The organism is Methanobrevibacter sp., assembly GCF_045646045.1.
In the GTDB taxonomy this organism is placed as follows: domain Archaea; phylum Methanobacteriota; class Methanobacteria; order Methanobacteriales; family Methanobacteriaceae; genus Methanocatella.
Genome location: NZ_JAZRJY010000121.1, coordinates 42,427 through 56,174 on the forward strand (window position 1 = coordinate 42,427; position 13,748 = coordinate 56,174).

At 31.4% G+C, this 13,748-nt stretch carries 15 protein-coding genes and 1 pseudogene; 9 read left to right on the forward strand and 7 right to left on the reverse strand.

The genetic code is table 11. The features are described from left to right. The first annotated feature begins 1 nt into the window (after position 1). Positions 2–388 (forward strand): hypothetical protein, encoded by a 387-nt coding sequence (locus ACKI5C_RS08105; RefSeq protein ID WP_407432650.1) that lies wholly within the window; start codon positions 2–4, stop codon positions 386–388. On the opposite strand, the gene ACKI5C_RS08110 is transcribed toward ACKI5C_RS08105, so the two are convergent. Beyond that, positions 385–1,164 carry a hypothetical protein gene (locus tag ACKI5C_RS08110; protein ID WP_407432651.1) on the reverse strand — a complete coding sequence of 260 codons (780 nt, stop codon included), beginning with the start codon at positions 1,162–1,164 and terminating at the stop codon, positions 385–387. The two genes, ACKI5C_RS08105 and ACKI5C_RS08110, sit on opposite strands and share 4 nt — an antisense overlap. A 143-nt stretch (positions 1,165–1,307) precedes the next feature. Between ACKI5C_RS08110 and serA the strand changes: the two genes are divergently transcribed. Next, on the forward strand, positions 1,308–2,882 hold the full coding sequence (gene serA / locus ACKI5C_RS08115) for a phosphoglycerate dehydrogenase (protein ID WP_407432652.1): 1,575 nt from the start codon (positions 1,308–1,310) through the stop codon (positions 2,880–2,882). A gap of 53 nt (positions 2,883–2,935) precedes the next feature. On the opposite strand, the gene ACKI5C_RS08120 is transcribed toward serA, so the two are convergent. From ACKI5C_RS08120 to ACKI5C_RS08135, 4 genes are all read right to left on the reverse strand, one after another. Next, positions 2,936–3,637, reverse strand: a complete 702-nt coding sequence (locus ACKI5C_RS08120; protein WP_407432653.1) for a Mov34/MPN/PAD-1 family protein — start codon at positions 3,635–3,637, stop codon at positions 2,936–2,938. A gap of 10 nt (positions 3,638–3,647) precedes the next feature. After that, positions 3,648–4,361, reverse strand: a complete 714-nt coding sequence (locus tag ACKI5C_RS08125; RefSeq protein ID WP_407432654.1) for a tRNA(His) guanylyltransferase Thg1 family protein — start codon at positions 4,359–4,361, stop codon at positions 3,648–3,650. After that, entirely contained in the window at positions 4,361–5,125 is a 765-nt protein-coding gene (locus ACKI5C_RS08130; RefSeq protein WP_407432655.1) for an aspartate dehydrogenase, read from the reverse strand. The genes ACKI5C_RS08125 and ACKI5C_RS08130 overlap by 1 nt, the downstream gene beginning before the upstream one ends. 61 nt (positions 5,126–5,186) lie before the next feature. Then, on the reverse strand, positions 5,187–5,600 hold the full coding sequence (locus tag ACKI5C_RS08135; RefSeq protein ID WP_407432656.1) for a PRC-barrel domain-containing protein: 414 nt from the start codon (positions 5,598–5,600) through the stop codon (positions 5,187–5,189). A 252-nt stretch (positions 5,601–5,852) separates the two neighbouring features. Between ACKI5C_RS08135 and ACKI5C_RS08140 the strand changes: the two genes are divergently transcribed. After that, positions 5,853–6,575, forward strand: a complete 723-nt coding sequence (locus ACKI5C_RS08140; RefSeq protein ID WP_296796379.1) for a tRNA-binding protein — start codon at positions 5,853–5,855, stop codon at positions 6,573–6,575. Between the two features lie 202 nt (positions 6,576–6,777). Here ACKI5C_RS08140 and ACKI5C_RS08145 read toward each other — a convergent pair whose 3' ends face one another. After that, complete coding sequence (locus tag ACKI5C_RS08145; protein WP_407432657.1) at positions 6,778–8,190, reverse strand: lactaldehyde dehydrogenase; 1,413 nt, start codon at positions 8,188–8,190, stop codon at positions 6,778–6,780. 53 nt (positions 8,191–8,243) lie between these two features. Here ACKI5C_RS08145 and ACKI5C_RS08150 point away from each other — a divergent pair, with 53 nt between their 5' ends. Then, the gene (locus ACKI5C_RS08150; protein ID WP_407432658.1) at positions 8,244–8,816 is read left to right on the forward strand and encodes a TMEM175 family protein; all 573 of its coding nucleotides are present in this window, start codon (positions 8,244–8,246) and stop codon (positions 8,814–8,816) included. Then, the gene (locus ACKI5C_RS08155) at positions 8,806–9,372 is read left to right on the forward strand and encodes a TMEM175 family protein (RefSeq protein ID WP_407432659.1); all 567 of its coding nucleotides are present in this window, start codon (positions 8,806–8,808) and stop codon (positions 9,370–9,372) included. Before ACKI5C_RS08150 ends, ACKI5C_RS08155 begins: the two co-directional genes overlap by 11 nt. On the opposite strand, the gene ACKI5C_RS08160 is transcribed toward ACKI5C_RS08155, so the two are convergent. Next, positions 9,365–9,547: a class III signal peptide-containing protein gene (locus tag ACKI5C_RS08160; RefSeq protein WP_296860979.1), complete on the reverse strand. Its 183-nt coding sequence runs from the start codon at positions 9,545–9,547 to the stop codon at positions 9,365–9,367. The genes ACKI5C_RS08155 and ACKI5C_RS08160 overlap by 8 nt on opposite strands. Positions 9,548–9,955: 408 nt before the next feature. On the opposite strand from ACKI5C_RS08160, the gene ACKI5C_RS08165 reads away from it, so the two are divergent. The 4 genes and pseudogenes from ACKI5C_RS08165 to ACKI5C_RS08180 form a co-directional block, all read left to right on the forward strand. Further along, the gene (locus ACKI5C_RS08165) at positions 9,956–10,369 is read left to right on the forward strand and encodes a hypothetical protein (protein ID WP_407432660.1); all 414 of its coding nucleotides are present in this window, start codon (positions 9,956–9,958) and stop codon (positions 10,367–10,369) included. A 153-nt stretch (positions 10,370–10,522) separates the two neighbouring features. Further along, positions 10,523–10,585 (forward strand): annotated as a pseudogene (locus ACKI5C_RS08170) (hypothetical protein); the annotation flags it as partial. Positions 10,586–10,588: 3 nt separating this feature from the next. After that, positions 10,589–10,786 carry a hypothetical protein gene (locus tag ACKI5C_RS08175; RefSeq protein ID WP_407432661.1) on the forward strand — a complete coding sequence of 66 codons (198 nt, stop codon included), beginning with the start codon at positions 10,589–10,591 and terminating at the stop codon, positions 10,784–10,786. After that, a partial coding sequence (locus ACKI5C_RS08180) for an Ig domain-containing protein (RefSeq protein WP_407432662.1) occupies positions 10,719–13,748 on the forward strand: 3,030 nt, incomplete at its 3' end. The genes ACKI5C_RS08175 and ACKI5C_RS08180, both read left to right, overlap by 68 nt.

Consider the following 13,748-nt stretch of genomic DNA (forward strand, 5'->3'; position numbering starts at 1 on the left):
TATGGAAGATTTAAGAATTCCTGATATGAAAAATTACCCTATCAAATGGGTTTGTAACTTCAGAGGCCAAAAAGCAATAGGAATATGTGGATATTCACAAAAAATAGCAATGTTTGCATCTGACGAAAGGGTGTCCAGAATCCTTGAAGATATTGTAATTGGAACACATGAGGATTTGGAAGGCTACGGCTGTGAAGAAAAAGACAGATGCTGCAATTTTGATTGTAAATACTGTGAAATTACACCAAGACAATATCTGCAGATTACAGGCAAAAAGCCATCAAACAAAAATGTAAAAGATTTAAACGAAGGACTGGAAAGTTTAAATGCAGAATTTGAAATAATGAATATTATTCCATTTAAAGAATATGAAGTAATTAAGTTTTAAATGCTTTTTAAAACTTCCATATCTTTTTTTATTTCATCAACGCTTGCTACACCAAATGTCACCAAATCAACAAAATCAAGAGAGTTGAGAAAATTAAAACCTTCGTCAGGTGTCTGGATACCTACACTCAATACACGGCAGGCTATTATTTTCTTATTCAAATCCAATATTTTTTGTCTGAATTCTACTCTTTGCGCTTTTAAAAATGAAGGAGTATCCATCATGTATGCAAAACTATTTAATGGAAGCATATAAAAATCAAACAAATCCAAATCCAAATTATCTTTAAGCAAATCAGTTGTACGATATGGAAAAGCAGTTACAATACCTGATAAAGAGCCGGAATCATTAATCTGTGTTAAAATTTTTGATGTTAAGTTCCACTTATATGCATCGGTAATAAACTCATCAACAAGCATTACTGGAGTATCATATGATGAAAATAATTCAATATCATCCTGCCAGTCCACTTCACAGGCAACCTCATAATTTGGTGCCAAATAATCAACTTCAGACTTGCCGATAGTGGCAATTACTTTCATATCACAGCCTGCATCACAAGCCAAATCAAATCCTTTAAGAAGATTTTTATCATTAACCAAGTTAATCGCTCTTACACCATTATCATAAGCAGCCAAAATCACTTCAGCTATTTTTTCAGGCTGTGAATATAAATCCAAGTGATATAATCTTGCTCTGTGACCGTAATAAGGTTCAGCCATAAAAGGACCGTAACCCAAAACAGTTTCAGGAATAGATTTATTTTTAAAATTCAATTCATTATCAAAAATAAAAATCGCCTTTAGTTATTTTTTTCACAATTTTCAAGTTTATTATTATAATTATAAATACAAAGAAATATAAATAGTTAAGTAATATTTATGATAATATTATAAAAATTATTTAATATGGTGAAATAATGAAAGTACTCGTTGCTGACGCAATAAATGAGAAAGGTGTAGAAAATTTAAAGGAAGTGGCTGATGTTACAGTTGATACAAGCATCACCCCTGAAGAATTAGTTAATACTATACATGAATATGACGGAATTATAGTAAGAAGTAGGACAAAAGTTACAAGAGAAGTTATCAGTAAAGCAGACAATTTAAAAATAATTGCAAGAGCAGGTGTTGGAGTAGACAACATCGATTTAGATGCTGCTACTGAAAAAGGTATTATGGTAGTTAACTCACCAGAATCTACTTCCATTACTGTAGCTGAACATACCATGGGATTATTACTTTCCATGGCACGTAAATTATCCATTGCAGACAAATCTGTAAAAGAAGGAAAATGGGAAAAGAAAAGATTTATGGGAGTTGAACTTAGAAACAAAACTCTCGGTGTAATCGGAATGGGAAGAATCGGTTCTCAAGTAGTGAACAGATGTAAAGCATTTGAAATGGATGCTGTTGCATACGATCCATACTTGCCTGAAGAAGTAGCAAAACAAATGGGTGTTGAATTAACTGATTTGGAAACTGTTCTTAAAAAAGCTGATTTTATTACAATCCATGTTCCATTAACCCCTGAAACCAAACATTTAATTTCAAATAAAGAATTTGAAATAATGAAAGATACTGCATTCATCACAAACTGTGCACGTGGCGGAATTATTGATGAAGAAGCATTATATGATGCTTTAAAAAATAACAAAATTGGTGGAGCTGCTTTAGATGTATACGAAGACGAACCACCAGCAGAAGACTCAAAATTATTCGAATTAGACAATATTGTCTTGACCCCACACATTGCAGCATCAACCAAAGAAGCTCAAAGAGATGCAGCAATTATCGTAGCTGATGAAATTATTGATTTATTCAATGGCGGAACACCGAAAAATGTTTTAAATATGCCTAGAATTGATAATGTAACCTACCAGGAATTAACTCCATACTTTGAAATTGCTGAAAAATTAGGTAGATTTATTTCTCAAGCAGTAAACGGTAAAATTACTGATTTGGAAATTGTTTACAGCGGTGAACTTTCAAAAATCGATAATTTGGAAATTTTAACAAGAACAGTTATTCAAGGTGTTGTTAATCCTTTCTTAAGCTCACCTGTAAATGCAGTTAATGCATCAATTGTAGCAAAAGATCGTGGAATTAACATAATCGAAGGAAGGAAAACTAATGCTAAAGGTTATGATTCATTAATAAGTGTAAAAGCAGTAACCGAAAAAGATCAATTTACAGCTGAAGGTACTAATTTACATGAAGCAAGAATCCTGAAAGTTAACGGATACTGGGTAGATGTTATTCCTAAAGGACACATGTTCATCGCAAAATATGAAGACATACCTGGAAGCATTGGTGCAATTGGCACTAAATTAGGCGAATATGGTGTTAACATTGGAATTATGCAAGTTGGAAGAGATAAAGAAGGCGGAAGAGCCATCATGGTTTTAACTTTAGATAAAGAAATTCCAACTGAAGTAATTAAAGAAATCCAATCTTTAGAAAATGTTTACGAAGCAATTGGATTAAACTTATAAAAAAACAATTTCACCATATTGTTTTTTATTTTTCTTTTTTATATAAGAAATAACTATTTTTTAGAAACTTTTTTTATATTGCCCTTTTCATCAAATTCTATTTTAAGAGAATCATTATCTGAAATTATAATGGGTTGCATTGAAGAATTAGAAATTATTTTAATAGTTTTTTGCGGTTTTTGTCTTTTTTCATATTCTTCATAAGCCATGTTCGGTGTGTCGTCAAAGTTTGTATCCTCATCAAAAAAGCCTGGCTTAATAACTTCACCTTCTTTTAAAACATCACTTTCATCAAAGAAATCATCGATGTCTTCATCAAACATATGGCTGTAGTCACCTACAGTGTATTTACAGGGATTACCATATTTATCATATGATTTGAAAGTTTCATAGCTATATGGTAAGCATACAATCATGTGAAAAACACCATGTTTAGAAAAAGTTTTTAAATCTGCACCGGAGGGGTTAGCACTTGGTCCAGGATGTGAATGAACAGAACCCCAATACTTTAAAGTCGGAGGCAATAATTCTGTATGAACAACTGCACCTGTAGATCCGGTTTCACCAGGAATAAAAATAAGATTAGTTATGTAAAGCTTTTTATCTTTAATTTCACCATCAAAAAATGCTAAAAATTCATTTGGAAAAGATTGTTTAGAATAATAGATAACTGCATCAAGTATTTCCTTATCAACACAGATTTCATCAAATTCATCATCGTTTTCATTATTAAAAATTTTTGATAAAAAACTCATAATTTAACCTTTAGAATAACTTATTAAAAAACTCTTTTGAAAAAATTGGAAGATTGTAATCTACATGGATATAACTGCGGTAGGAAATCTGTTCTTTAGATTCTTTTTTATTAAAACCAGCAACTTCCTTATTTTTTCTATAAATACCAATTCCACGTTTTTTCCAAGTTTCAACATCATTTAAATTAATACCATTTTTAAACAACAATTCATGGATATCAGATAAATTCAATCCATTTATTTTTTTATTGGCTTCACTGGAAGAATATTTGGATTTTAAAAAATGAATACCATAACCATTCACACAATTTCGCCAAGCTTCATCCTGTCTCCATTTAAAATAATCATAGATATCGCAATCATTAATCGGAATAATTCTGGAGTCAAAAGCTACGGGTTTTGGAAATTCCCTATCATAATTTAAAGCAAATGAAGATGAAGTAAAACTGGCTACAACAGAGTTGATTTTTTCAATACGACCATTAAACGGAATATTCTCCAGAAGAATGCTTATTTCATCTGAAAAAGTATAAATAAAAATTGGTGAAAATTCCTCAAATAAGTCTTTGCAGACCTCCACCATCACATTATAGAAACATTCATCATATGGTTTTGCAAGCCCCATCTTTTGAGCAAATGAATGGAAACTTCTACCATCTAACCTAATAATGATTTTAGAATTAACAGGAACTCTCAAATCAGAATAAACTTCATATTCTTTCATTATAATCCAACAGAAATTGTTTCATCAAAACTTTTAAGCAATTTAATTGCAGAAATTGCAGCCAACATACTGGTTTTTGGATTAGCGGCACAAGGATGATTCATAGTTGTTGTTTTAAATTCACCAAAGTCCCCTTTTGCAGTAATTTCATGAACATTACGATCAACTTTAGGATCAACAATAATTTTAACATCAATGTCCCTATTGCATGCCATACTAATTGTTGCAGCAACATTAATATTTAATGGAAACTCTTTTACAGCTTCAGATGCTTTTCCTTCAAATAATATTTCTTCAGTATCTATGTCTTTACCTAATGATTTAGGTGATTTACGAGTGATTAATGTTATTTCCTTTAAACCAAAATCTGCAACAGCTTTAATACCATCCAAACCAACAATTGCACCTGAAGGCAAGTGTATGTGAGCATTATTTTCTTTAGCTAATTTAGATGCTTTGGTATAAAATCCTTTATCCATGAATGCACCAATACTCATGACAATCATGTCGATTCCCTTTTCTAAAATTTTCGGTGCCAATAATTTTACGGAATCCGGTGAGGCACATTCCAAAACCAAATCAACATCATCCAACATATCATCCAAGTTAAGTACTGCTACACCACCAGCAAATGATGCTAAATTCTCGGCTCTTTCAATATCTTTATCAAAAAAGTATTTAATTTCAATATCACTCTCTTCAGGAACTATTCTGCTTGCAATAATATTAGCAATAGCTCCACATCCTATAATACCTACTTTCATTAAAATCACTTGAAAAAAAAGAATTAAATAAAAAAAGTTGAAAGATTGAAAATTAAATCTTTCAGTCAAAATTAGGTTTATTTTCGAATTGTGGTTGAGTTTCAGATTTTGGAGCTTGTTGTGAAGCAGGAGCCGGAGCAACAGTTTCAGAAACTGGTGGTTCCGGATTAACTTTTTTAATATCCCTAGGATTAATTAACATGATATCTGCAATAGCCTGTACTTTATCAAAATCAACAGTTAATAAATCTTGTTGGAAAGACCTGGTACCTACAGATTCGTCAGGAACTCCTTGAAAAGCACCTTTAATATTATCAAGTAAACCAATTTGTTTCCTTTCAGGTTCAACGGCTCTTACTTGTAATTTTGAGATGGTTCCTAACCTAATATTTAAAACAACATCTTCAACTTGGCCAACATAATGACCTGTGTTTGTATATATACTTAAATTACGTAAATTTGAAACTTCTACCATTATAACACCACAGAATTGTTTATAATAATCAACTAAATAAATATGTATAAGTTTATATTATTTGTATATATAAATAGTTTTTGTTTAAAAACTTAATTTCAATTAAAAAAATTAAGTAAATAAAAAAAATTAGATTAAAAAATAATAAATTACTTTAAAAAATAGATTAAAAATTAATAATTATAATTTTGAAAAGATTTATTACATCTTGAGTTAAATATTATATTAATTACATTTAAAGGAGATTTAACATTGTGGGATACAACTAAAGATTATAGAATTCTAGTAGCTAGTAAAGCGAGAGAAAATTATTTAAATTTAATTCCAACAGCATCATTCAGAGGAAATTGGAATAAAAAACTTGCTGTTGAAACCGGAAAACAGATGAACAGTGATTTCCAATCATTAACTTATTCATATCTTGAAGGAGATGACCTTGTAAATTCACCAGATGTTGCAAGCCTAATCGAAAAAACAGAAACAATTGTTGAATGTTTAGGTGGTGAAGGCTGGAATAAAACATTTTTAAATGGAGCTCCAAAGGAAGAACGTGAAAAAACAGCAGAAAACATTGCAAAAGTTAGATTTTTCATTGACACAATGCTTGGACTTAAAGACAGATTAGCTCTCGGACCAATTAACGATCCAATTATTGGAATTGACATCAGGGTTGGAGAAATAATGAGTGTGACAAAACATCCTAAAGCAGATTCATTGATGATATGTAATGTAAACTTAGGAAAACGTGCAATTACTGTTGTTACAAATGATTTGAATGTAAAAGAAGGAAACCGCGTAGGTGTTTCACTATTGCCACCACAAACATTCATGGACACAGTCAGTGAAGGAATGTTTTTAGGAATGAACGGAGGCATTTTAAAAGAAGTTGAAGGCGAACTAGGACAAATGCCAAAAGGAATCCCAATGGAATCATTAAATGAAACACGTAATCTTGTAGAAGCTTATCTTGATTAACCACTACAAAACTGGAAGGTTATGCTAAGCATGACCTACCAATTTTCATAAGCATTCAGCATCTATCCCAAAGACTTATGAAAATCAAATCAAGACCTCACCAAAACACATTTTACATTATTTAATTTGCATTAACTTTACCGTTGATGCAATCTTTTCTCACTTGCCCATTCAGACAAAAGATTTCCTATTATACATATAACTATCTTAAATTAAGTCCAATCAACTTTGTTTTAGTCATTTCTTCAACAGCATATTTGATTCCTTCTTTTCCACAGCCGCTATTTTTAAATCCACCAAAGGGCATATTATCTGTTCTGAATGTTGGCTGCTTATTTACAAATACAGTTCCTGCTTCAATTTCATTTGCACAACGAAGAGCATTCCTATAATTTTCAGTAAATACACCTGCCTGAAGGCCGTATTCAGTAGCGTTTGCAATTTGAATTGCTTCATCAACTGTTTTAACTTTCAATAATGGAGCAACAGGGCCGAATGTTTCATTAACAACCAAATCCATATCTGGTGTGACCTTATCAACTACTGTGGCTTCATAAAATGCACCATCTCTTTTTCCGCCAATCAATATTTCCGCACCATCTTTAACAGCATTATTTACACTTTCTTCAACATGAATAGCTGCTTTTTCACTAATCAATGTTCCAAGCTGTGTTGATCTATCCATAGGATTTCCCATTTTAATCTTGGATGTTTCTTCAACAAGTTTTGCTTTGAATTCCTCATAGATTCCTTCCTGAACAATTATTCTTTTAACTCCCATACAGACCTGACCGGCATTTAAGTATGCTCCGTTAATAACACCTTTTACCGCAGCACCAACATCTGCATCATCCAAAACAACCAACGGATCATTTCCTCCAAGCTCAAGAGTTACTTTCTTCATTCCTGCCCTTTGGGATATCATCATTCCAGTCATTACGCTCCCAGTAAAAGAAATTTTATCGATTTTATCTGATGCAACCAATGCATCCCCCACTTCTGAACCGTATCCTGTAACGACGTTGATAACACCTGCAGGAAATTCTTCATTAACAAGTTCAGCAAATTTAATGACAGTCAATGGAGCGTCTGTTGGCGGTTTGATGATAACTGTATTTTTACAGGCAATTGCCGGAGCGATTTTATGAATAGTTAAATTTAAAGGATAATTAAATGGTGTAATTGCTGCAACAACACCCAAGGGCAACCTTTGTGTAAATGCAAAAAATCCTTTTCCGTTCAATCCGGCATCCAAAGGAACAGATTCTCCATAAATCCTTTTAGCTTCTTCTGCCGCAAGCTTTAATGTTTCAATTGACCTGTCCAATTCAACATAAGCTTCATTAATTGGCTTTCCAACTTCTTTTGTCAATAACTCTGCAAATTCTTCCTTGTTTTCTTTCAGCTTTTCGCAAACATTGTATAATTTGTTTGATACCTTAAAAGCAGACATTTCCTGCAAAACTTCCTTAGCATTATTTGCAGCACCAATAGCTTTATCAACATTATTCAAATGAGAAATAGGAACACTATCTATTACTTCACCATTAAAAGGATTTATAACATCTTCACTATCCATATCACTTACATGTTCACCGTTGATTAACATATCCATTTTAATCACCTTATTTAAGTATTTATATTTTAAAATTTATAATCATTAATATCATGCAAACAAATAGATTTGAAACATTCATCGATGCAATTATAGCAATTCTACTTACAATTTTAGTTTTAAAGATTCCCCAACCTGTAGAACCTACATTATCTGCAATCTGGGAATTAAGAGTTCCTTATCTAGCTTATTTAATTAGTTTCTTAATTTTATTTAACATTTGGTACAGCAATCACAAATTATTCCAAAAAGTTGAAAATATCGACAATACTGTAGTTTGGATTTATGGAATCATGACATTTATCATATCATTAGTTCCTTATTTTACAATATGGGTTGCAAAAAATGTTAATTCTATTCCTGCCGAAACAATGTTCGGCCTAATATTTGTTTCAACAAATATCCTTTATACTTCCTCAGTAAAATCTATATATCGAAGTAATCCCTACAATAAGGAACTGCAGGAAACTGATAAAACATTATATTATCATAATTCTCCATTAATAGTAATCTTTTTGGGTTTTATATTAACATACACAATATTTAGGCCAGGAATATACATTTCATGTTTGGCTGCAGTAATAATGTGGATATATATTGGATGGAGGGCAGAAAATGGAAACTGAAAGATTTGAAGCATTAATCGATGCAATTTTGGCTATTATCTTAACAATAATCGTGTTGGAAATACCTTTAGCCTCAAACGGAACTTGGGAAGCTCTCTTTGAAGTGCGTCTAGACTTTATAATATATGCTTTGAGCTTCTTAGTGGTATTTAATTTCTGGAATTATAACAACAACATATTCAGCATTGTAAACAAAGTCAATTCTAAAGTTATTTGGTATATGGGATTATCCTTATTTATATTATCATTACTTCCTTACCTTACAATGTTCGTTGCCGAGAATTTCGATTCATTTATTGCTCATGCAGCATATGGGCTTGATTTTATAGCCTGTGGAGTAATATCTGTTTTTATAGCCAATGAACTGAAAAATTCAGATAAAGCAAATATTGCCCTTCAAGTTGCATTAAAATCCAACAAACCACTTTACTATACATTAGCAATAATGGTGATTGGTTTTATTATCGGTTATTTTGTTTATCCTCCAGCAATTACATTATTCTGTTTAATTTCAATACCATCATTATGGTACTTTTCAAAACGCCAAATCACGTGAAAATCTCAGATATTTCTTCCAATTTAGCATTAAATTCATTGACTTCTTTTGATTTTATTTCACCACCCAAATCCATTACATATACCTTATACATATAGATTGCGAGTAAAACAACAACCATGATACCTCCAAACAACAGAATTAATTCAGCTGAAGCTTGAGCATTATTATCCATTTTATCACCATTAATAAATATAATGGAGGATTAATATAAGTTTTTTGATATAAATACGTACAATATAACCGTTTTATACAAATATTATATGAATACGGTAAAATTTAATGACTTTGAAAAAATCAAAACCCACCAGTAAGCATTGAAGCCCAAAAATTCGATATTAGATATAATCATCCCAATATTATAGATAATAATTTTAAATAGTAAATTAATGTTATGAACATTTAATTGAAGTAAGAGCATGAAAATAAATGGGAATTTTACTTTTAAAAACTCAGCGAAAAAACAAATTCATACATTATAAATATATTTATTGATAAATTTTTAATCATTTTATTCACATAACTTTGTTTGTAAGGTATAGGGCATTTTATTTGAATACAAATCAAATAGGAGAAAAAATATATGGGACTAAAGAAATATCCATTGGTTATTTTATCAATATTACTGATTTTACTCATTTTTGTTTCATCAGCAAGCGCAACTGATGCCAATGAAACAGAAATGCTGACCATTGATGAATCAACCAATCCAGAAAATAATTTATTATCTATTAATAATATTGAAAGTAATGAATTAGATAATAATACATTAAAAGTATCTAACGATGAAGTATTAACTGCTGGAAATAATAACTGGTATGTTAATGGAAGTTTAACTACTGATGGTAACGGAACTATAAACAATCCATTTAATAATTTATATAGTGCTATTCTAAAAGCTAAAGACAATGATGTTATTTATATTGCATCTGGAACATACAATGGTGAAGATAATGTTCATTTGCATATTAATAATCCTTTAAGTTTTGTAAAATGAGGTGATGAAAGTCCTATTCTTGATGCTCAAGGCAATAGTGGAATTTTCATAGTTGCTGCTAATTCTATTAATATCACGGGTTTAACCTTTAAAAATGGAAAATCAGAGTATGGTGGCGCTATTTGTTTTATAAATAATATTTTTAATTCCAATATTGATTGTTCTTTTGTAAATAACACTGTAACGGATAATGGTGGTGCAATCTACTTTGAAAAGGATGTGACTAATTGTAATATTTCGGGTGATTTTATTGAGAATATAGCATCTCGTAATGGTGGTGCAATCTACTTTAATGGAGTTACAAGTGATTGTCGTGTTGTTGGTAATTTCACTAATAACACATCACCTTATGGTGGTGCAATCATATTTCATACTACAGTTAATTCTAATATTTACGGTAATTTCCTTAAGCAATAAAGCAACTAATTATGGTGGTGCAATCTACTTTACAACTGTGACTAATTGTAATATTTCAGTTAATTCCACTAATAACACATCACCTTATGGAGGTGCTATTTACTTTAATAATAATGTGTCTAATTCTAATGTCAGTGGTTCTTTTGTGAATAACACAGCAGAACATGGAGGCGCTATTAACTTTAATCGTGTTGATAATTCTAATGTCAGTGGTTGTTATGTGAATAACAAAGCAAAACATGGGGGCGCTATTCACTTTGGAGCTGGTGGCGTTTTTGATTCTAATGTTAGTGGTCGTTTCGATCATAACACTGCACAAAATTATGGTGGTGCTATTTGCTTTGAGAATAGAGTTTCTAATGTTAATATTAATGGTTCTTTTGTGAATAACATAGCAAATTTTGGTGGTGCTATTTTCGCTGGGGATGATGATATGTATGATTTTGACTATAAGAAAAGTGTTCATAATTCTAATATCAGTGGTTGTTATGTGAATAACACAGCAAATTATGCTGGGGGTGCTATTAACTTTAGAAATCGTGTTTATAATTCTAATATCAGTGGTTGTTATGTGAATAACACAGCAAATTATGCTGGGGGTGCTATTAACTTTGATGATAGTGTTTATAATTCTAATGTCCGTGGTTGTTATGTGAATAACATCGCGAAGAGTAGTGGTGGTGCTATTAACTTTATGAAAAGTGTTTATAATTCTAATGTCGGTGGTTGTTATGTGAATAACATCGCGAAGAATATGGGTAGTGGTGGTGCTATTGAGTTTAATGAAAAGGTTTCTAATTCTAATGTCAGTGGTTGTTATGTAGATAACACAGCAAATTATGGGGGCGCTATTTACTTTGGAATTGGTGGCGTATTTGATTCTAATGTCGGTGGTTATTTTGAACATAACACTGCACAGTATAGGGGTGGTGCTATTGAGTTTAATGAAAAGGTTTCTAATTCTAATGTCAGTGGTTGTTATGTGAATAACAAAGCAACTGAGGAGGGTGGTGCAATCTATTTCTATAAATGTGATGATTTAGTTATTCAAGATTCTATTTTTATAAATAATAATGGTGATATCATATATGTTAACTCCGGTAATATTAGTGCAATTAACTGTTGGTTTGGTAATAATGCTACTAACTATAACATCAAACCCAAATCAAGAAATGTAGAAATGGCAAATTGGTTGTTCTTAAATGCTACAGCAAATACAACTGAAATTACTATAGGTCAAACATCATCAATTTCTTTCAAATTATATGCATACAATGAAACTTCACAAGATGATGTTAGTTCGTATAATTCTTCAAAAATGGATATTATTTTAAAATTATCACAGACATTAGGAGAATTAAATCAAACTACTGCTTTAATTGGTGAAAATCTATCATATACTGCTAAAAAAATTGGAAACGGAAGTGTAACCGGTGAATTTAAAACTGCATACTATACTATTAACTTAAAAAATAATGCTATCCCTACCAACATAACTGTCAATACTACTTCTTTAAATTTAATTGTTGATGAGAATGCTACTATTGGTGCTACATTAAATCCACCAGAAGCAGGAAATCTTACATTCACTTCCAATGATACCTATATTGCTACTGTTGATGCAAATGGTGTTGTTAAAGCTATAGCTGAAGGTACTGCAATTATTACTGTTTCATTCCCAAGTAATGAGATATATGCTTCTGCAGAAAATAAAACTATTAACATAACTGTTAAGTTGAGGGATGCTAGTGTTAGTGTTAATAATAGTACTTTGGATTTATTAGTTGATGATACTTTCACTATTGTTGCTGCTACTGTTCCTGAAGGTTTGAATGTGACTTATGTTCCTGATGATTCTGGTGTTTACAGTATTGATGAGAAGGGTGTTGTTACTGCATTGAAAAACGGTACAGGTTATGTTCTTGTTAAAGTTGGTGGTGATGGCATACATACTGAAAATTCAACTACCGTTACTGTTACCGTAAGTAAAATACCTACCAAAATAAAACTTACTGAGGATGATTATACTGTCTATGTGGATGATACATATGATAATCTTGCTGTGCTTCAGGATAACAATGGAAATAATATTACTGATAAATATACCTTAAATTACAGTTATGATAATGAATCTATTGTTAAAATTGTAAATAGTTCATTTGTTGCTGTTGGTGAAGGTATTGCAACCATTACTGTTTCATTTAATGGTACTGATAAGTATGGTGCTGCTAATGATGCTTCATTCAAAGTCAGTGTATTTAAAATACCTACTAATATTTATGTTGCGAAAGATACTTTAGATGTTAAAGTGCTTAATTTAACATCTACTGGTGCTACTTTGAGTCCTGGGGAAGCGGGTAATTTAACTTATGCTTCAAATAATGAAACTATTGCTGTTGTTTTAGGCGATGAAATTGTTCCTAGAAGTAAAGGTACTGCTGTTATTACTGTCAGCTTTGCAGGAAATGATAAGTATGCTGCTGCTGAAGACAAGATCATCACTGTCAATGTTAGTTTGAATGATGCTAGTGTCAGTGCTGACAACGACACTATAAATTTATTTGTTGAAAATAATTATACCATTAATGCAACCACTGTTCCTACAACCCCACAACTCCTTAACCTAAATTACACCTCCAGTATTGAGTCTGTAGCTACTGTTGATGCTGATGGTGTTGTTATTGCTCGTGGTGAAGGTACTGCAATTATTACAGTTGAAATTGGTGATGATCTAGTATTTGCTAAGAATTCAACTACTGTCACTGTTACCTTAATTAAAATACCTACTGAAATCAACATTGCTAATGCTACTGTTTATATGAAAGTTAATGATGAAGTTGCTACTGGCGTCACATTGACTCCTGCTGATGCAGGTAATGTAACTTATACTATTAGTAATTCTTCTGTTGTTAAAGTTAAGGATGGTAAGATTATTGCTTTAGCTGAAGGTGAAGCTATCATT

Bases quoted from the DNA above. Each gene is read 5' to 3' on its own strand.
- ACKI5C_RS08130 (WP_407432655.1), bottom strand. From the start codon at position 5,125: ATGAAAGTAGGTATTATAGGATGTGGAGCTATTGCTAATATTATTGCA.
- ACKI5C_RS08155 (WP_407432659.1), top strand. From the start codon at position 8,806: ATGGAAACTGAAAGATTTGAAGCATTAATCGATGCAATTTTGGCTATT.
- ACKI5C_RS08165 (WP_407432660.1), top strand. From the start codon at position 9,956: ATGGGACTAAAGAAATATCCATTGGTTATTTTATCAATATTACTGATT.
- ACKI5C_RS08150 (WP_407432658.1), top strand. From the start codon at position 8,244: ATGCAAACAAATAGATTTGAAACATTCATCGATGCAATTATAGCAATT.
- ACKI5C_RS08145 (WP_407432657.1), bottom strand. From the start codon at position 8,190: ATGGATATGTTAATCAACGGTGAACATGTAAGTGATATGGATAGTGAA.
- ACKI5C_RS08105 (WP_407432650.1), top strand. From the start codon at position 2: ATGGAAGATTTAAGAATTCCTGATATGAAAAATTACCCTATCAAATGG.
- ACKI5C_RS08125 (WP_407432654.1), bottom strand. From the start codon at position 4,361: ATGAAAGAATATGAAGTTTATTCTGATTTGAGAGTTCCTGTTAATTCT.
- serA (WP_407432652.1), top strand. From the start codon at position 1,308: ATGAAAGTACTCGTTGCTGACGCAATAAATGAGAAAGGTGTAGAAAAT.
- ACKI5C_RS08120 (WP_407432653.1), bottom strand. From the start codon at position 3,637: ATGAGTTTTTTATCAAAAATTTTTAATAATGAAAACGATGATGAATTT.
- ACKI5C_RS08135 (WP_407432656.1), bottom strand. From the start codon at position 5,600: ATGGTAGAAGTTTCAAATTTACGTAATTTAAGTATATATACAAACACA.
- ACKI5C_RS08160 (WP_296860979.1), bottom strand. From the start codon at position 9,547: ATGGATAATAATGCTCAAGCTTCAGCTGAATTAATTCTGTTGTTTGGA.